The organism is Streptococcus sp. HMSC068F04 (genome assembly GCF_001837455.1).
In the GTDB taxonomy this organism is placed as follows: domain Bacteria; phylum Bacillota; class Bacilli; order Lactobacillales; family Streptococcaceae; genus Streptococcus; species Streptococcus salivarius_D.
Genome location: NZ_KV832526.1, coordinates 1 through 17,934 on the forward strand (window position 1 = coordinate 1; position 17,934 = coordinate 17,934).

Consider the following 17,934-nt stretch of genomic DNA (forward strand, 5'->3'; position numbering starts at 1 on the left):
GCCACCCGTTCTCACGGGTGGTTTTGACTAATGTTTGTTTCGGAGTTTTTTGCGAAGTTCGTATACAAAATTTGAAACTCTATATAATACTTTATTTACAGGAATATTAAATTCACCGATAAATTCCTCAATATGAGGGGCAAAGTTAGACTTAAATTTTGTTAGACCGTCATCAAGACTACCCTCAACTCCTCCCATATTGGCCCATATAATGTTGTCATTATATGCATCTTCAAAAACTCTAGGATATAGCTTATACTGTGGGTAGAACTTCTTAAAATCTTCATTCATCCCAGCATAGAGCATTTCCATTGTATTACCAAATTTTATTGATAAAATACCTGCAATAACTAGTTCCTTATCATAATCTTTTACATAATCTTCGAGCTCAGTGATATATTTTTTTATAGATGTCTCTTGCTGTTTCAATTTTTTCAAACGTTTCTTTTGATTATCTGAAGTTTCAGAAAGGTTATCTTGAATTTCAATTAACTGAGCTTTGTACTGCTCCAAACGCTTGGGTAGATTAACTTTTGCTAGATGAAGATAAGCATCATTACCATATATTTTCATTAACTTTCTGAAATATTCCTCATTTCGGAGGGAAACCCCTTTACGAGATTCGGTAAGTGCAATAACATTAGAGAATGCTTTGAGATCATCAATTGTTCCTCGATAAGTTTGAACACCACGTTTATCAGAATCTTTTATTAAACGCTTTGTGTGTTTAGGAAAAGTATTAATAATATTCTCCTTTGTATAAACATTAGCCTGATAGCGTGGTTGAATACTCTGGGAAATGTTTTGGGTCCGACCTGTCCATTCGGCACCACATTTTTGTAAGATTTCTATTGTTTTTAGTGTATTAATATTTTCTTCAACATTCTCACCAATGAGGTAAGATTTGAGAATAAGGGATGGGTCAAATTTAATAAAAAGTGCACGTTTTGTTTTTGCAATTTTTTTAAGAGAATCAATAACAAAAGTCACTAATTCTATATTAGAGTAGTTCATTATTGGACCACGCGGAATGTAGAGCATAGTCAGACCTAGAGGAAGCCTACGTATTAGAATAGATGCAGTTGCTACTAGTCTGCCATCTTTATAAAATCCGATTCGCTCATTATTCCAATTGTCCTTAATTTTAGCCCAATTACTGCTCTGTAAAAGATTAACTTGGTCACTGTTTTTTACAAAGTGATCATGTTCTTCAGCAGAAATTCCAATTTTATAACTATACATTACAATACCCACTTTCTAATAGCGTAAGCAACACCAGATTCATCATTTGATTTTGTGATGTGTTTCGCAATTTTCTTCAATTCTGGATTACCATTTTCCATAACAACAGGAGAGCCAACGACTTCAAGCATAGCACGGTCATTTTCTTCATCACCGATAGCCATAGTTTCTTCTTTCGAAAGACCGAGTTTTTCAGCAAGATGGGTTACAGCAATCCCTTTGTTGGCTGTTTTCTTAAGAATTTCTAGATAAAATGGTGTTGATTTTACAATGGTAAAGCGGTCATAAAATTCCTGTGGAAGTTTGGCAATGGCTACATCAAGAATTTCAGGTTCATCAATATACATGGCTTTAACGAATTCCTTGTCAGCTACCTCCTCAGGTGTACGATAGTAAATCGGCATATGAACAAGTGTAGACTCATGAACTGTATAGCGTCCAATGTTGCGATTACTTGTGTAGATACCATCTTTAGTAATGGCGTGAGAATGAACACCAAGCTTGTTAGCCAAAACCTCAATATCAAGGTAGTCTTCGTATGAGAGTGTCTCACGAATTAATTCATTACCAGTAGAAGTTTCTTGGACAAGCCCACCATTGAAGGTGATAACATAATCTCCGTCTTGGTTGAGGTTGAGTTCTTCAAGAAGTGGAAGTACTCCAGGAATGGGACGACCAGTCGCGATGACAACCTTTACACCGGCAGCTTTAGCATCTTGAATCGCTTGAAAGACTTCAGGTGTAACTTGACGTTGGCTATTTAAAAGCGTTCCATCAATATCAACAGCAATAAGTTTAATAGACATAATAATTACCTGTTTCGTTTAGTTAATTTCTCTTCTATTCTACTAAAATTTAAATGATTTGTCATAGTTTGTCATGAGAAAAAACATATTGCCTACTTTAAAGAAGTAGATTAGGTAAGAATTGCCCAAATGCTTTTTAATTGGTAAAATAAGGTCAGACAAATAAAGGAGAGATAAAGTGATTCGAGTAACCAACCAATTGACGGAGCAAGAACGGAAGGTAGCAAAAGCATTGATTGCTAGCTGCCAAGCCCATGATCAAACCTTTCGAGAACCCTATCTCTCCAATATGCTTAATTTTGACCCCATCATGCCAGCCTTTTTCCTCTATTATCAAGAAGGAAAGTTGCTTGGGTTGTTAACGGTTTATGCGGATAACGAAGACGTTGAAGTGAGCTTCCTAGTGGACCCTAGTTATCGTCGTCATGGTATTGCGCGTGCGATGTATAGAAGCTTTGAAAAAGAAATGGCATCTTACCCTATTCGCTCAGTGACCTTTCAGACGGAGCGTGTTTTTCTCGATCATCATCCTGATTTGGCAAGTCATTGGGGTTTGGTTGAGGATGAAGAGACGGAAACCTGGCTAGGGCGAGATAGAACACCATATGCTCTGGATTCCCGTTCAGATGTCAAGGTGCTCTTAGCTGAACCTTCTTACCTAGATGAAATTGCCCAACTCCACCAGCAAGCCTTTTCTGATGCAGAGGAAACACTTGAAGCAAGTCGCAGATACATTACAGAGGCCTTGAAGGATTCCGATGGCCTACTTTACATCCTTCTCAAAGAAGCTCAGGTCATTGGAGTTTGTACGGTCGATTTATCTGGGAATAACAACTACCTTTATGGACTTGCCGTAGCAGAAGCCTATCGTGGCCAAGGCTATGGAAGCTATCTGGCAAAATCAGTCGTCAACCAACTTATTGCGCAAAATGACAAGTCCTTCCAAATTGCAGTGGAAGATAGCAATATAGGTGCCAAACGCTTGTATGAAAAGATTGGCTTTGTCAAACAAACCCAGGTGGTTTACTTGAAGCAGAAAGAATGATTACATGTTATTAGAAGAATTTGAAAATGTACCTGCTGTGATAGAGCCAACTGATCGAAGCCTTATTAGTGGTGGAGAAATCTGTGATACTATTATTCTGTCTTTTAATGGAGAAATCCTTGAACGAGTAAAGCAGATAGACGGAGTCTATGAAGGTGGTTATCTCACCAACCTAAATAGCAAATATCCATGGTATATCTATGAAGTAGATGGATTTAAACTTGCAGTTGCTATGGCTACTATTGGAGCTCCAATGGTTGTGGGTTTCTTAGAAGAACTCAAAGCGAGAGGCTTTAACAACTTTATCGTTTTGGGCTCTTGCGGAGTTCTAGATCAGTCAATTCAAGCAGATAAAATTATTATACCAAGTTCAGCTCTACGTGATGAAGGTACAAGTTACCATTACGCTCCTGCAAGTGATGAGATAGCTTATGACGAAACTTTGCTCTTAACCATGGAGAACGCTTTGAACAAATCTGGTATTGAGCACATTCGGACCAAAGTTTGGACGACAGATGCCTTCTATCGTGAAACAGCTGCTAAGGTAAAACGAAGACTTGAAGCAGGAGCGAAAGTTGTAGATATGGAATCTTCGGCTATCATGGCCTGGGCCCAATATCGACAAGCCAATGTTTATCAGTTTTTCTACACGGCTGACTATGTTGATCATCACAATCATGAGTGGGATGCTAGACATGAAGAGAGAAAGACAGATGTAATGACTTTCTTCGAGATTGCTGTCAGTATCGCATTAGAGTTGGAAAAATAAGTATAGAAAGAAAAGGAGTAATCAATGGAAATAAAAATAAAAAACAAAATTAAAGTAGGGGATCAAACGGAGATTATCGAAGAAATCCACACTTGTGAGGTTATGGAAAAAGGGGATTATACCTATCTTGTTCATCATAATTCCGAGAAAGAAAAAGTGGTTATTAAGTTGAATCAGGATGAGCTAGTGATGACACGCTTTTCTAATCCTAAATCCATCATGCGTTTTTCTGCTAAAGTACCTGCCTTGGTCCACATTCCGACACCGCTTGGTACCCAGCATTTTCTGACAGACACTAGTCTATTTGCCCATGACCCGAATGGACAGACAGTTGATATTCATTATCAATTGAAACATCCAGAAACAGAAGACGTTTTTGCTGATTATGAATTAGAAGTTTCTTGGTTTTAATTTTTGAAAAAATAGAATCATTTTGCTTGAATAAAGAATAATTTATGATAAAATGTTTAGTACAAATAAGGGAGTAGCAGGTGACTGTAATCATGAGATTTGATTAACAGTTGCGATTATGTCGTCATTACGAAATTTTACATTTCCGGCATATTCTTAAACAGCGAGACTTGTTTTTTATTAAACAAGTCTCTTTTTGTATGATTTTTTATATGAAAAGAGTCTTGTTAGCCATTTTTCCCTATATAGAAGGAGGAGATTATTTTGTCTAAAGAACAAAATAAAGCCTTGTTTTACACACAAGGAGAGGAAGAAGTCCTAAAAAACTTGGACACTTCTGTTGATGGTTTGTCTACTGCACAAGCCAAGGAACGTTTAGATGCCTATGGCTATAACGAGTTGGATGAAGGTGAAAAACGCAGCCTCTTGTCAAAATTCATCGATCAGTTTAAAGATTTGATGATTATCATCTTGCTTGTCGCCGCCGCCCTTTCTGTTATTACAGAAGGTATGCATGGTTTGACGGATGCCTGCATTATTTTAGCCGTTGTTGTTTTGAATGCAGCCTTTGGTGTGTATCAAGAAGGTCAAGCAGAAGCGGCTATTGAAGCCCTCAAAAACATGTCTAGTCCTATGGCTCGTGTGCGTCGTGATGGGCATGTCGTTGAAATTGATTCACGCGAATTGGTTCCTGGAGACATCGTCTTGCTTGAAGCTGGTGATGTTGTTCCTGCGGATATGCGCTTGCTCGAAGCTGCCTCACTTAAGATTGAAGAAGCATCCCTTACCGGTGAATCTGTACCAGTTGAAAAGGACGTTACTGAGACAGTTGAAGCAGAAGCAGGTATCGGTGACCGTGTAAATATGGGTTATCAAAATTCTAACGTTACTTATGGTCGTGGTACAGGAGTTGTAACCAATACCGGTATGTATACAGAGGTCGGTAAGATTGCCGATATGCTGGCTAATGCGGACGAATCACAAACGCCATTGAAACAAAGCTTGGAGCAACTGTCTAAGACCTTGACCTATCTTATTGTCGCTATTGCCTTGGTGACATTCTTGGTTAGTGTCTTCATTCGTGGCGAACAGCCTCTTGAAGGCTTGATGGTTGCCGTTGCTCTTGCCGTTGCAGCGATTCCTGAAGGTTTACCTGCCATTGTAACCATTCTTTTGTCACTTGGGACAACGACCCTTGCTAAGCGCAATTCGATTGTTCGTAAATTGCCAGCTGTTGAAACCCTTGGTTCAACAGAAATTATCGCATCTGATAAGACTGGTACCTTAACCATGAACCAAATGACTGTTGAAAAAGTCTATACAAACGGTCAATTGCAAAGCGCTGCTACGGAACTTGGTGCTGACAATACAACCCTTCGTATTATGAACTTTGCCAATGATACTAAGGTAGACCCAGATGGTAAACTAATCGGTGATCCAACCGAAACAGCCCTTGTTCAATTTGGTTTGGACCATAATTTTGATGTGCGTGACGTCTTGAAATCAGAGCCTCGTGTGGCAGAATTGCCATTTGACTCTGACCGTAAGCTCATGTCTACTATTCACAAAGAAGCGGATGGCACATACTTTGTAGCTGTTAAGGGTGCGCCTGACCAATTGCTCAAACGAGTGACTCGTATTGAAATCAATGGTGAGATTCGTCCAATCACGGATGAAGACAAACAAGCAATCCTTGCGACTAATAAGGACTTGGCAAAACAAGCTCTTCGTGTCTTGATGATGGCTTATAAGATAACGAATGACATTCCTACCTTGGAATCTGCAGTTGTTGAGTCTGATTTGATTTTCTCAGGTTTGGTAGGTATGATTGACCCAGAACGTCCAGAAGCAGCAGAGGCTGTCCGTGTCGCTAAAGAAGCGGGGATTCGTCCAATCATGATCACAGGTGACCACCAAGATACAGCAGAAGCAATCGCTAAGCGTCTTGGTATCATCGACCCAAATGATACAGAAGATCATGTCTTTACTGGAGCTGAGCTTAATGAGCTTTCTGATGAAGAATTCCAAAAAGTCTTCAAACAGTACTCTGTCTATGCGCGTGTGTCTCCTGAACACAAGGTTCGTATCGTCAAGGCTTGGCAAAATGATGGCAAGGTTGTTGCCATGACAGGTGATGGGGTTAATGATGCGCCTTCACTTAAGACAGCTGATATCGGTATCGGTATGGGAATCACAGGTACAGAGGTTTCTAAGGGAGCTTCAGATATGGTTCTTGCCGATGATAACTTTGCGACAATTATCGTTGCCGTAGAAGAGGGACGTAAGGTCTTCTCAAATATTCAAAAATCAATCCAATACCTCTTGTCAGCCAACATGGCCGAAGTTTTCATTATCTTCTTTGCCACACTGTTTGGTTGGGATGTGCTTCAACCAGTACACCTTCTCTGGATTAACCTAGTCACTGATACCCTTCCAGCTATCGCACTTGGGGTTGAGCCAGCTGAACCAGGTATTATGACTCACAAACCTCGTGGTCGCCAATCAAACTTCTTTGATGGTGGTGTCTTCGGAGCGATTATGTATCAAGGTGTCTTCCAAACTATCCTTGTTCTTGCAGTATATGGTTGGGGCCTTGCCTTCCCAGAGCACCATACGCAAGCAGAAATTCATGCGGATGCCCTTACAATGGCCTTTGCCACACTTGGATTAATCCAGTTGCTCCATGCCTTTAACGTTAAATCTGTTTATCAATCAGTCTTTAAAGTTGGTCTCTTTAGAAACAAGACTTTCAACTGGGCAATTCCAGTAGCCTTCGTTCTGTTGATGGCAACTATCGTAGTTCCTGGATTTAATAGCCTTTTCCATGTGTCACACCTTAGTCTGACACAATGGCTTGCGGTTATTGTAGGTTCCTTCTTGATTGTGGTATTGGTTGAATTAGTCAAAGCTATTCAACGTGCCCTTGGTAAGGATAAAGACGCTATTTAAAACATAAAGTCAGAGATAATGGTCTCTGGCTTTTTCTTATCACATCTTGAATTAAGGGGGAGTCTTGTTTATAATTGAAGAGAAATGATCACAAGTTAAGGAGAAGGCCATGAACGAGACTATTAAGACACAACTCAATCACCGTAGCATCCGTCAATTTAAACCTCTAGCTTTGACACAGGAAGAAGTTGACCTTCTGGTTGATGTTGCCAGACATACGGCAACTAGTAATTTTAGACAGTCCTATTCGATTATCAGTATTACAGATGAAACATTGAAGGAAGAAATTGCTGAAATTGCGAATCAGCCTTATATTCCAAATGCTGGGCATCTTTTTGTCTTTGTTGTAGACCAAAGACGTAACACTCTGATTGCAGAGGCAAAGGGTGCTGAAGCCTTGGTGCAAGGTAGTCCCGAACGCTTTATCTCTGCTTTCTCGGATGCAATGATTGCTGCTCAAAATGTGGTAGTAGCTGCTGAGAGCTTAGGCATGGGAACAGTTTATTTGGGAAGTATCTTGAATGATAATGCCAAGCTTTCGGAGCTTCTCAAACTTCCAAAGTATGTCTATCCTGCAGTGGGCCTAGCGGTTGGTTGGCCAGATCAGGAGCCACAGCTTAAACCTCGTTTGCCACGTCACGTCATCCATATGGAAAATTATTATCAGGATTTGGAAAATCCCTTGGAGGAGCTAAAAGATTACGACGCTGAAGTCCATGAGTATTATGATCTCCGCGATCTCAATAATAGGGTTGATGAATTTACGACTCAGATTGCTAAGACCATGAATAAATCCGTTGCCAACCGTGCTAATACCTTGAAGGATCTTCAAAAACAGGGATTTTTCATCGACTAAAAAAACGACTCCCGTAAGAGTCGTTCTACAAATCAAATAGTGTCATGGATGAAAGGAACTCATTTGCTAGTTCCTTTTTTTCATACTCTAAAAACTCTTGTAGTTTCTTGACTAGGTTATAACGCTTGGATAGGTTCCATGTTCCAGTAGGATTGAGTTCAGGGTGATTGGAAACAAAATCAATAATTAAGTCCCATTCTCGTCGGTATCCAAGAGGACGCGAGTGATAGGTTACACCGTCAATAGTTACCGTCCCAAAACTGCGGTGGGCATGACCAAAAACAACATCTTTAACGCCGTGCTTGACGAAAATCTGATGGAATTGTTCAGATCCCAAATAAGCGTTAAAAGGTTTAAAACGTACGTGCGTCATGGTGAAACGACTGTGAGGAACGAAATGCATGGCAACTATAAGGTTATTCGTGTCTAAATCATTTAGAATATTATCTAGCTTCTGGAGACTAGTTTGACAGATTTCGGGATCAGTACCCAATCGTTTAAGTCGTCGGTCGAACCAGAGTTGCTTCTTACGTTTAAGAATCTTATCTAATTTTTCATCAGAATAGGAATAATCATACCACCCATGAAAAGCCAATAATGTCTTACTTCCTAAATCAATTACCTGAAAATCAAGATTATCAATAAGCTCATCTTCTAAATCAAGCATATCATGATTGCCTAAATTATAGGTGACCTTGACCGCCTTAGACAGTTTTCGTAGGAAAGGTTTCGTGTCAGCATAATAATGATTAGAAATATCACCGGCGATATGGAGGTGGCTAACTTCTTGATCTTTTAGACACTTTATAAGAGTATCGATTTCATATGTTTCAAAGTGATTCAAATCAATATGTAAATCACTCATTACTGCAAGTCTTGTCATAAAAACATTGTAACAAAAAGGTTAAGGCTTGTCTCTATATGAAGATGGTGGAAAATACTTGCCCTTGGACTACATTTTCATTATGATAAGAATATGGATATCAAGTTAGAAATACAAAAGATGGCCAAGGAAATTGGCATTTCAAAAATTGGTTTTACAACCGCTGATGATTTTGCCTATCTGGAGAAATCCCTTCGACTTGGTGTCGAAGAAGGGCGAACAACAGGGTTTGAACATAAAAATATTGAAGAGCGTATTTATCCTAAGTTGACCTTAGAATCAGCTAAAACCATCATTTCCATTGCAGTAGCCTATCCGCATAAGTTGCCGCAACAACCCCAAAAAACAGAATTTAAGCGGGGCAAAATCACTCCAAATTCGTGGGGTCTAGATTACCACTATGTTTTGCAGGACAAACTAAAATGCTTGGCAGAAGGCATTGAAAAACTGACGGAAAACTTCGAATATAAAGGTATGGTGGATACTGGAGCCTTGGTCGATACAGCAGTGGCCAAGCGAGCTGGAATAGGTTTTATCGGAAAGAATGGACTAGTGATTTCAAAAGAATACGGCTCCTACATGTATCTCGGTGAGCTTATCACTAATCTAGAGATAGAACCTGATCATGAAGTAGACTATGGATGTGGGGATTGTCGTCGTTGTTTGGATGCCTGTCCGACATCTTGTCTCATTGGCGATGGGACTATGAATGCCCGTCGTTGCCTATCCTTCCAGACCCAAGATAAGGGGATGATGGATATGGAGTTTCGAAAGAAAATAAAGACTGTTATCTATGGCTGTGATATTTGTCAGATTTCCTGTCCATATAACAGAGGTATCGACAATCCTTTGGCTTCAGATATAGATCCTGAGCTTGCCATGCCCGAATTGCTTCCATTTCTTGAGCTGAGTAACAAATCCTTCAAGGAGAAATTTGGGATGATTGCCGGTTCATGGCGAGGGAAGAATATTCTTCAACGTAATGCCATTATTGCCTTGGCCAACTTACATGACCGCAATGCTATTGTCAAACTGATGGAGATTATCGATAAGAATAATAATCCCATCCATACGGCGACTGCCATTTGGGCTCTCGGAGAAATTGTTAAGAAGCCCGATGAGGCCATGTTAGACTATATGAGGAATCTTTCACCTAAAGATGAAGACGCCCAAGCAGAGTGGGAGCTTGTGTGTGCAAAATGGCAAATTTAAGTGATTTATGCTAGAATTAAGCATAATACTATAAAATGGAGGAAACCTATCCATGGAAGTGGCAGAAATTCGCCAAAAAATCTCTGAAAATAAAGAGAAGCTCGTGAGCTTCGGGAGGTCTCTTTGACTTAGATCGTTTGGAAGAGGACATTGCGCTCCTTGAAAACCGAATGACTGAGCCAGATTTTTGGAATGATAATATTGCAGCTCAAAAGACCTCGCAAGAGTTGAATGAGCTCAAAATGAAATACGAAACTTTCAACAATATGCAAGAACTCTCTGACGAAACAGAGCTTTATTTAGAAATGTTGGAAGAAGATGATAGTGTTCAAGAAGAGCTGGAAGAAACGCTCGAAAAACTTGATAAGATTATGACAAGTTACGAGATGACACTGCTCTTGTCTGAACCATATGACCATAACAATGCCATTCTGGAAATTCACCCAGGGTCTGGTGGTACAGAAGCTCAGGACTGGGCTGATATGTTACTTCGTATGTATCAACGTTATGGAAATGCTAAAGGTTTCAAGGTTGAGACTTTGGATTATCAGGCTGGTGATGAGGCTGGAATCAAATCTGTAACTCTTGCTTTTGAAGGACCTAATGCTTATGGATTCCTCAAGTCAGAAATGGGTGTCCACCGTTTGGTTCGTATTTCGCCATTTGACTCTGCTAAACGTCGTCATACCTCATTTACATCTGTGGAAGTCATGCCAGAACTAGATGATACCATTGAAGTTGAGATTCGTGATGATGATATCAAGATGGATACATTCCGTTCAGGTGGTGCTGGTGGTCAGAACGTCAACAAGGTTTCAACTGGTGTGCGTTTGACCCACATTCCAACTGGTATTGTTGTTGCTTCAACGGTTGACCGTACACAATATGGGAACCGCGATCGTGCGATGAAAATGCTTCAAGCTAAACTCTATCAAATGGAGCAAGAAAAGAAAGCAGAAGAAGTGAATGCTTTGAAGGGTGATAAGAAAGAAATCACTTGGGGAAGTCAAATTCGCTCATACGTTTTCACGCCATATACCATGGTTAAAGATCACCGTACAGGCTATGAAGTTGCCCAGGTTGATAAGGTAATGGATGGAGATATTGAAGGCTTCATCGATGCCTACCTCAAGTGGCGTATGGAAGAATAGTAACGATATACTATTTTCAAGTATTTAGATACTCTATCTCAATGAAAGGAAGGCTTCAGCTATTTTAGTAGTTGAATACTGACATTATGGCTCTTATTGAATTAAAAGATGTTACTAAGAAGTATGATAAGTCAACAACAGCCCTTAGACACATTGATTTGTCTGTTAACTCTGGGGAGTTTGTTTACTTAGTCGGCCCTTCTGGTGCTGGGAAATCAAGCTTAATTCGCTTGTTCTACCAAGAAGAAAAATTAACGAGTGGCTCTATGAAGGTTGGAGAGTTTGATTTAACCCGACTTCGTAAGAAAGATGTTCCACTTTTGAGACGTTCTATTGGAGTTGTTTTCCAGGATTATAAACTCCTTCCAAAGAAAACGGCTTTTGAAAACGTTGCATATGCCATGGAAGTTATTGGTGAGAAACCTCGTCATATCAAGAAACGGGTGACAGAGGTTCTCGAGTTGGTTGGTCTTAAACACAAGATGCGTTCATTCCCAAATCAATTGTCTGGTGGTGAGCAACAACGTGTCGCTATTGCGCGTGCTATCGTCAATAATCCAAAAGTGTTGATTGCGGATGAACCAACAGGGAACTTGGACCCAGAGATTTCATGGGAAATTATGCAAGTCCTTGAACGTATTAACTTGCAAGGGACTACCATTATAATGGCAACCCATAACTCAACTATCGTTAATAACCTTCGTCATCGTGTCGTAGCGATTGAAGAAGGACGTATTGTTCGTGATGAAGAGGAAGGAGAGTACGGTTACCATGATTAGACGCTTTTTCCGCCATTTAGGAGAATCGATTAAGAATCTCAAACGTAATCTATTGTCGACACTTACGGCAGTATTTTCGGTGATGATTGTTCTTTCACTTTTAGGTGTCTTTGGCTCTGTTATTTTAAATACGCAGAAATTGGCTTCAGATATTGAAAAGAATATTCAGGTCAATGTCTACTTGGATCCAGATTCATCAGATGCCTCGAAAACAGTCAAGGAACTTTCTGGACAGATTGTTGCTAATAAAGACTACCATAAGATTTATGATGCTTTGACCAAAATCAAAGGTGTAGATAAGGTTACTTTCTCTAGTAAAGAAGAGCAAAAGAAACAACTGATTGAAACAATGGGTTCAAGTTTCGAGACAGCTACTGGAGATGCCAACCCTCTTTCAGATGTTTACATCGTCCAAACGAAATCACCAGATGATGTGAGTCGAGTTGCCAAGGAAGCAAAAGCCATTCAGGGTGTTGATAATGCTAACTTTGGTGGCTCAGATACTGAAATTCTGATGTCCACTATGAAACGTGTTCAATTTTGGGGAATCATTGCCACAGCACTCTTAACTATTGTGGCTGTCCTATTGATTTCAAATACCATCCGTATTACCATTATGTCACGTGCGACTGAAATTCAAATCATGCGTTTGGTAGGTGCTAAGAATTCATACATTCGTCGTCCCTACTTGATGGAAGGTGCTTGCATTGGAGCACTTGGTGCCATCATTCCTTCTGGGCTCATTTATCTTTTGTATCACATGGTTTACTCATCTTTGAATCCAGATTTTGTCAAAGGTGGTATTTCGATGTATGATCCAGAGTGGTTTGTCTATGCGGTTATCGGAACCCTTTTCGCAGTCGGTATTATTATCGGTTCGATTGGGTCACGTATGGCAATGCGTCGTTATTTGAAATACTAAGAGATTAAAGGAGAACTATTTTGGTTCTCTTTTTGTTTGTCGAGAGATTCAGAAAAGCAGATTTTCAACTATATCTCAAAATCGTCTGCTTAAAGCCCAAATCCAATCCCATATTTGGTATAATATTTAAAAAACATTGGAAAAGAGATGCATTATGACAAAGTTAGCTACCATTTGTTATATTGACAATGGAAAGGAGCTTTTGCTCCTACATCGTAATAAAAAGCCTAATGATGTTCATGAAGGAAAGTGGATTTCTGTTGGGGGAAAACTAGAAGCGGGAGAAACGCCTGACGAATGTGCTCGTCGTGAAATTCTCGAGGAAACCCATTTTACAGTGACTGAGATGGATTTTAAAGGGATGATTACCTTTCCAGAATTTACCCCTGGTCATGATTGGTATACCTATGTCTTTAAGGTAACTGGTTTTGAAGGAGAACTCATCTCAGATGAGGAGTCTCGTGAAGGAACGCTTGAATGGGTACCATATGATGAGGTCTTATCTAAACCAACTTGGGAAGGTGACTATGAGATCTTCAAGTGGATCCTTGAAGATAGACCATTCTTCTCTGCAAAATTTGTCTATGATCGTAACCAAAATTTAGTAGACAAGACTGTAACTTTTTATGATAAATAGGGAGGAACTATGAAGCGTAAAAAAACAGAACATTTTTCAGAAACATGGTTTTTTAAGTGGATATTGAATAATCAGGCTGTTGTAGCCTTTTTCATCTTACTTTTGATTGGTTTGACGGTTTTGATTTTCACAAAGATCAGTCCTATTTTTTCACCCGTCATTCAGTTTATGACCATTATTATGTTGCCACTGGTTATTTCCATGCTCCTTTATTATTTAATAAAACCTTTGGTACTACTTGTAGAAAGAACCGGACTAAACCGAACCATGTCTATCTTGGTTATCTATGCTATCCTTGGTTTGCTCTTGGTCTGGGGAATTTCGACGGCTATTCCTAGCTTACAAAATCAAATTTTGATTTTAATAAGAAATGCACCATCATATATTGCACGTGCCAATAGTGAGACGGAACGTTGGATTAATCTTCCTATTCTTTCCAATTTCCACGGTGATCTAGAGTCCATGCTTAGTGATTTCTCAGCGAGAATGGTCAACTATGCTGAGAACTTTTCTTCATCGGCTTTGACATGGGTTGGGACTTTTGCAAGCACAGTAGCAAGGGTGACCGTAGCTATTATTTTGGCACCTTTCATTCTTTTCTACCTTTTAAGAGATAGCCAAAAGATGAAACATAGCTTTGTCTCAGCCTTACCAACTCGCTTTCGTGAAACAACTGTTCGTATGCTTTCAGATATTAATAGTCAACTCGAAGGCTATGTTCAAGGGCAGGTTACAGTCGCTATTGTAGTTGCTATCATGTTCTGTATTATGTTTAAGATTGTAGGTCTTCGATATGGTATGACTTTTGGTATTATGGCAGGTTTTCTAAACATGGTTCCTTATCTAGGAAGTTTTCTTGCTATGGTACCAGTTGTAATCATGGGACTGGTACAAGGACCTGCGATGTTGATTAAGGTCCTCATCATTTTTGTCATCGAGCAAACTATTGAAGGACGTTTTGTTTCTCCGCTTGTTTTGGGAAATAAACTAAGCATTCACCCTATCACCATTATGTTTATTCTCTTGACAGCAGGATCTCTGTACGGTGTGTGGGGTGTTCTATTAGGGATTCCAATCTATGCTTCTGTCAAGGTTGTTGTTAGAGAGATTTTTGATTGGTACCGTTCTGTAAGTAATCTTTATCAAGATGATCTAGAAAATGAAGGACAAAAAGACGATGTTAAATAGTGAAAAAATGGTTGCCTCTATTGGAAACCAAGATTTAGACCACGCAGACAAATATTTTAAAAAAGCTTTACGAGAAGACCCTGCAGAGGTTCTTGTTGAGTTGGGCCAATATCTAGAGTCTATTGGTTTCTTACCACAGGCACAGGAAATTTACGAAAAAGTTCGTTTTGATTTTCCAGAAGTTAATGTCAATCTAGCACAAATTGCAGCCGAAGATGGTGATATTGAAGAGGCCTTTCTTTATTTGGATGCCATACCTGAAGATTCTGACGACTATTTGTCTGCTTTAATTGTAAAGGCAGACCTCTATCAAATGGAGGGCTTAACTGATGTGGCACGTGATAAGTTGTTGGAGGCAAGTCAACTATCAGATGACTCATTGATTATTTTTGGTTTGGCTGAGATGGAATTTGAACTTGGAAATTTTGAACAAGCTATTCAATACTATGCTAAATTAGATAATCGTGACCTCCTGGCAATGACTGGCGTTTCTACTTATGAGCGCATTGGTAAGGCTTATGCCAGTCTTGGTAAGTTTGAAGCTGCTCGTGAATTTTTGGAAAAAGCCATTGAAATTGAATACGATGATACCATTGCTTTTGAATTAGCCACTTTGCTCTATGATCAAGAAGAGTATCAAAAAGCTAATTTTTACTTTAAGCAGATAGAAATCATGTCTGCTGACTTCGAGGGTTATGAGTATTTTTACGCCTTGTCCTTACATGCAGAACATAAAACTGAAGAAGCATTACGTATGGCACAACAAGGGATTTCAAAAAATGCTTTTGATGTTCAATTACTTTTGTTAGCATCACAGTTATCCTACGAGTTGCATGACACTCAATCTGCTGAATCTTATCTGAAGCAAGCCTTACCACTCGCTGAGGACCAAGATGAGATTGTTCTACGTTTAAGTACTCTCTATTTAGAAGAAGAACGTTACGAGGATCTGGTAGCTTTAGCCGATTACGAAGTTGATTCTGTTTTGGCTCGTTGGAACATTGCCAAGGCCTACCAAGCACTTGATGATGAAGAAGAAGCTTTTCAAATCTATCAAGATTTGGCTAAAGATTTATCTGAAAATCCTGAATTCCTCCATGATTATGCATATATCCTGAGGGAATTTGGTTACAGAGATCAGGCGCGTGCAGCAGCAGAAAAATACCTTGCCTTAGTTCCAGATGATGTCAATATGCAAACATTTCTTGAGGATTATTAAGCTGCGAAAGGCTTTAATCATTGGTTTAAAGAGAGGGAGAGATACATTGAGCTTGTTCACTCCCTCTTTTTTTATTTCTCTATTTATGTTATGATTTTATTAGAACCCATAAGGAGTAAGTATGGTTAAGAGAGATTTAATTCGAAATATTATCATAGCAGTTCTTGCCATTGTAGTGATTTTGTTGTTAAGAGCATTTGTCTTTTCAACACACCGTGTGACTGAAGGTCAGGCGAATGACTATATTCATGCTGGTGATTATGTTACTTTCAATAAAAATGTTGAACCTCAGAAAAAAGATTTTATTCTTTATACAGTTAATGGCAAGGATTATATTGGTCGTGTTATTGCTGGTGAGGGCAAGAGCGTGACAGCTATGGATGATTTCCTTTATGTCAATGATAAGTCAGTTGACGAAGCCTATATTAGCAAGGATAAATCAGCTTATTTGGCGACAGTTTCACCTGGGAATTTCTTTACTGATGATTTTTCCATTGCAACATTGACAGATAATAAACAAACTAAGATTGAAAAAGGTCAATACCTTGTACTGAACGATAACCGCCGTAATACAGATGATAGTCGTAAGTTTGGTCTCATTGAAAAAGACCAAATTAAAGGTGTTATCTCTTTCAGATTGTATCCTCTATCACGTTTTGGTTTCGTTGATGTCGATTAATATTTCAATACTACTAAAAAAGCTAGGAACTTTTGATAAGTTTCTAGCTTTTTTTGCGAATAAATTGGTGAAGGTTTATTTTAAGACTTTATGATGCTGATAGTTTAATCGTCTTAAAATGAATCAGCAGAAATTGTAAATAGAAAAGGAAATTAAGATGCAATTAGGATTTCATTTTGGATTTAAGAAAAGCAAAGCTTATGGACTGTGCGGTGTTATGCTAGCAATCTTATTTTTAGGAATGTCTGGTCAATCGGCGAAAGCAGATGAAATGTTGTCACCAACTGATACATCTTCAACTTTGAAAGAAAGTACAGATAATCATGAGGCAAGTTATTCTGAAGTGGGAGTACACGATGATTCAACGAGCCAAATGAATCTACAAAGTGAAAAGGTATTAGAGGAGGAGCAAACAAGTCTGGCAGATTCTTCAAAAATAGCTGTCTTAACCAATAGTTCTGTGACCACAATCTCTTATCAAGAGGCAGATAATCTTAGCGAAATTGATCAAAAACAAAGTCATTTTCTTAGTGCCATTAAGCAAGGAGCTATGGATGGAGCCAAGGAAGGAGTCCTTCCCTCTATTACGGCAGCACAAGCTATCCTAGAAAGTGGTTGGGGAAGCTCTGAACTTGCTAAGGCTCCGAACAATAATCTTTTTGGCATTAAGGATTCAGAGGACTGGAATGGAGAAAGCGTGACTGTCCTTACCCAGGAATATGTTAATGGTGGCTATATCACGGTCAATGCAGCTTTTCGAAAATATGCCTCATGGAATGATAGCGTAGTAGACCATGCAAAATTTTTCACGAGTACCGAGTGGCGAAAAAACAATTACCGAAAAGTTGTGAATGAAACAGATTATCGCATTGCGGCTCAGGAACTTAAGAATGCAGGATATGCAACAGATCCAAGTTACGCTGGAAAACTTATCCGTTTGATTGAAGCCTATAAACTTTATGAATGGGATGCAGTGAGCAATACGACCAATTCTGTCCTAGAAAATGAAGGAGTAGAGAGTCAAAATCCTAAAGCCGATCTCGCTATCACTGGTCTCAACAATGCTAATGGTAGCTATGATGTTGTTATCTCAAACTTGATTGCCCCACGAGGTTTCAAAGAAGTCTTGGTTCCAACCTGGTCAGAAAAGAACGGTCAAGATGATATTATCTGGTACAAGGCAGCT

At 39.3% G+C, this 17,934-nt stretch carries 17 protein-coding genes; 14 read left to right on the forward strand and 3 right to left on the reverse strand.

Going from position 1 to position 17,934, the window contains the following annotated elements; all coding sequences use genetic code 11:
• Window positions 1–27 precede the first annotated feature (27 nt).
• Both HMPREF2571_RS08635 and yidA read right to left on the reverse strand, forming a co-directional pair.
• Window positions 28–1,242, reverse strand: coding sequence for an aminoacyltransferase (locus HMPREF2571_RS08635; RefSeq protein ID WP_004182608.1), 1,215 nt, complete (start codon window positions 1,240–1,242; stop codon window positions 28–30).
• Window positions 1,242–2,048: a sugar-phosphatase gene (yidA, locus tag HMPREF2571_RS08640; protein WP_004182607.1), complete on the reverse strand. Its 807-nt coding sequence runs from the start codon at window positions 2,046–2,048 to the stop codon at window positions 1,242–1,244. The genes HMPREF2571_RS08635 and yidA overlap by 1 nt, the downstream gene beginning before the upstream one ends.
• A 178-nt stretch (window positions 2,049–2,226) precedes the next feature.
• Here yidA and HMPREF2571_RS08645 point away from each other — a divergent pair, with 178 nt between their 5' ends.
• From HMPREF2571_RS08645 to HMPREF2571_RS08665, 5 genes are all read left to right on the forward strand, one after another.
• Complete coding sequence (locus tag HMPREF2571_RS08645) at window positions 2,227–3,093, forward strand: GNAT family N-acetyltransferase (protein WP_004182606.1); 867 nt, start codon at window positions 2,227–2,229, stop codon at window positions 3,091–3,093.
• A gap of 4 nt (window positions 3,094–3,097) precedes the next feature.
• On the forward strand, window positions 3,098–3,862 hold the full coding sequence (locus HMPREF2571_RS08650; protein WP_013990677.1) for a nucleoside phosphorylase: 765 nt from the start codon (window positions 3,098–3,100) through the stop codon (window positions 3,860–3,862).
• Window positions 3,863–3,886: 24 nt separating this feature from the next.
• On the forward strand, window positions 3,887–4,273 hold the full coding sequence (locus HMPREF2571_RS08655; RefSeq protein WP_002884910.1) for a YwiB family protein: 387 nt from the start codon (window positions 3,887–3,889) through the stop codon (window positions 4,271–4,273).
• A gap of 264 nt (window positions 4,274–4,537) precedes the next feature.
• On the forward strand, window positions 4,538–7,222 hold the full coding sequence (locus HMPREF2571_RS08660) for a cation-translocating P-type ATPase (RefSeq protein ID WP_013990676.1): 2,685 nt from the start codon (window positions 4,538–4,540) through the stop codon (window positions 7,220–7,222).
• A gap of 109 nt (window positions 7,223–7,331) precedes the next feature.
• The gene (locus HMPREF2571_RS08665) at window positions 7,332–8,078 is read left to right on the forward strand and encodes an NADPH-dependent oxidoreductase (RefSeq protein WP_045771779.1); all 747 of its coding nucleotides are present in this window, start codon (window positions 7,332–7,334) and stop codon (window positions 8,076–8,078) included.
• A gap of 25 nt (window positions 8,079–8,103) precedes the next feature.
• Here HMPREF2571_RS08665 and HMPREF2571_RS08670 read toward each other — a convergent pair whose 3' ends face one another.
• The gene (locus HMPREF2571_RS08670; protein ID WP_013990674.1) at window positions 8,104–8,961 is read right to left on the reverse strand and encodes a metallophosphoesterase; all 858 of its coding nucleotides are present in this window, start codon (window positions 8,959–8,961) and stop codon (window positions 8,104–8,106) included.
• Between the two features lie 93 nt (window positions 8,962–9,054).
• Between HMPREF2571_RS08670 and queG the strand changes: the two genes are divergently transcribed.
• The 9 genes from queG to HMPREF2571_RS10895 form a co-directional block, all read left to right on the forward strand.
• A complete protein-coding gene (gene queG, locus HMPREF2571_RS08675) occupies window positions 9,055–10,173 on the forward strand; it encodes a tRNA epoxyqueuosine(34) reductase QueG (RefSeq protein ID WP_013990673.1) in 1,119 nt (372 codons plus the stop codon).
• A 52-nt stretch (window positions 10,174–10,225) separates the two neighbouring features.
• Window positions 10,226–11,324, forward strand: a protein-coding gene (gene prfB, locus HMPREF2571_RS08680; RefSeq protein WP_141760076.1) for a peptide chain release factor 2 whose coding sequence is annotated in 2 segments (ribosomal slippage) — window positions 10,226–10,297 and window positions 10,299–11,324 — 1,098 coding nt in all. Because the reading frame shifts where the segments join, the coding sequence is not laid out codon by codon here.
• An 86-nt stretch (window positions 11,325–11,410) separates the two neighbouring features.
• On the forward strand, window positions 11,411–12,103 hold the full coding sequence (ftsE, locus tag HMPREF2571_RS08685) for a cell division ATP-binding protein FtsE (RefSeq protein WP_013990672.1): 693 nt from the start codon (window positions 11,411–11,413) through the stop codon (window positions 12,101–12,103).
• Complete coding sequence (gene ftsX / locus HMPREF2571_RS08690; RefSeq protein WP_013990671.1) at window positions 12,096–13,025, forward strand: permease-like cell division protein FtsX; 930 nt, start codon at window positions 12,096–12,098, stop codon at window positions 13,023–13,025. Before ftsE ends, ftsX begins: the two co-directional genes overlap by 8 nt.
• A 154-nt stretch (window positions 13,026–13,179) precedes the next feature.
• On the forward strand, window positions 13,180–13,662 hold the full coding sequence (locus tag HMPREF2571_RS08695) for an NUDIX hydrolase (protein ID WP_004182600.1): 483 nt from the start codon (window positions 13,180–13,182) through the stop codon (window positions 13,660–13,662).
• A gap of 9 nt (window positions 13,663–13,671) precedes the next feature.
• Window positions 13,672–14,850 (forward strand): AI-2E family transporter, encoded by a 1,179-nt coding sequence (locus HMPREF2571_RS08700; protein ID WP_004182599.1) that lies wholly within the window; start codon window positions 13,672–13,674, stop codon window positions 14,848–14,850.
• A complete protein-coding gene (locus HMPREF2571_RS08705; protein ID WP_041817239.1) occupies window positions 14,840–16,069 on the forward strand; it encodes a tetratricopeptide repeat protein in 1,230 nt (409 codons plus the stop codon). Before HMPREF2571_RS08700 ends, HMPREF2571_RS08705 begins: the two co-directional genes overlap by 11 nt.
• Window positions 16,070–16,190: 121 nt before the next feature.
• Window positions 16,191–16,748, forward strand: coding sequence for a signal peptidase I (gene lepB / locus HMPREF2571_RS08710; protein ID WP_013990669.1), 558 nt, complete (start codon window positions 16,191–16,193; stop codon window positions 16,746–16,748).
• Between the two features lie 157 nt (window positions 16,749–16,905).
• Window positions 16,906–17,934, forward strand: a 1,029-nt coding sequence (locus HMPREF2571_RS10895) for a glucosaminidase domain-containing protein (protein ID WP_256315261.1), incomplete at its 3' end; no start/stop codon positions are given.

What these genes read in the sequence shown, in the direction of transcription:
- HMPREF2571_RS08635 (WP_004182608.1), bottom strand. Translation starts at nt 1,242, where the DNA reads ATGTATAGTTATAAAATTGGAATTTCTGCTGAAGAACATGATCACTTT.
- yidA (WP_004182607.1), bottom strand. Translation starts at nt 2,048, where the DNA reads ATGTCTATTAAACTTATTGCTGTTGATATTGATGGAACGCTTTTAAAT.
- HMPREF2571_RS08650 (WP_013990677.1), top strand. Translation starts at nt 3,098, where the DNA reads ATGTTATTAGAAGAATTTGAAAATGTACCTGCTGTGATAGAGCCAACT.
- HMPREF2571_RS08655 (WP_002884910.1), top strand. Translation starts at nt 3,887, where the DNA reads ATGGAAATAAAAATAAAAAACAAAATTAAAGTAGGGGATCAAACGGAG.
- HMPREF2571_RS08665 (WP_045771779.1), top strand. Translation starts at nt 7,332, where the DNA reads ATGAACGAGACTATTAAGACACAACTCAATCACCGTAGCATCCGTCAA.
- HMPREF2571_RS08670 (WP_013990674.1), bottom strand. Translation starts at nt 8,961, where the DNA reads ATGACAAGACTTGCAGTAATGAGTGATTTACATATTGATTTGAATCAC.
- queG (WP_013990673.1), top strand. Translation starts at nt 9,055, where the DNA reads ATGGATATCAAGTTAGAAATACAAAAGATGGCCAAGGAAATTGGCATT.
- ftsE (WP_013990672.1), top strand. Translation starts at nt 11,411, where the DNA reads ATGGCTCTTATTGAATTAAAAGATGTTACTAAGAAGTATGATAAGTCA.
- ftsX (WP_013990671.1), top strand. Translation starts at nt 12,096, where the DNA reads ATGATTAGACGCTTTTTCCGCCATTTAGGAGAATCGATTAAGAATCTC.
- HMPREF2571_RS08695 (WP_004182600.1), top strand. Translation starts at nt 13,180, where the DNA reads ATGACAAAGTTAGCTACCATTTGTTATATTGACAATGGAAAGGAGCTT.
- HMPREF2571_RS08700 (WP_004182599.1), top strand. Translation starts at nt 13,672, where the DNA reads ATGAAGCGTAAAAAAACAGAACATTTTTCAGAAACATGGTTTTTTAAG.
- HMPREF2571_RS08705 (WP_041817239.1), top strand. Translation starts at nt 14,840, where the DNA reads ATGTTAAATAGTGAAAAAATGGTTGCCTCTATTGGAAACCAAGATTTA.
- lepB (WP_013990669.1), top strand. Translation starts at nt 16,191, where the DNA reads ATGGTTAAGAGAGATTTAATTCGAAATATTATCATAGCAGTTCTTGCC.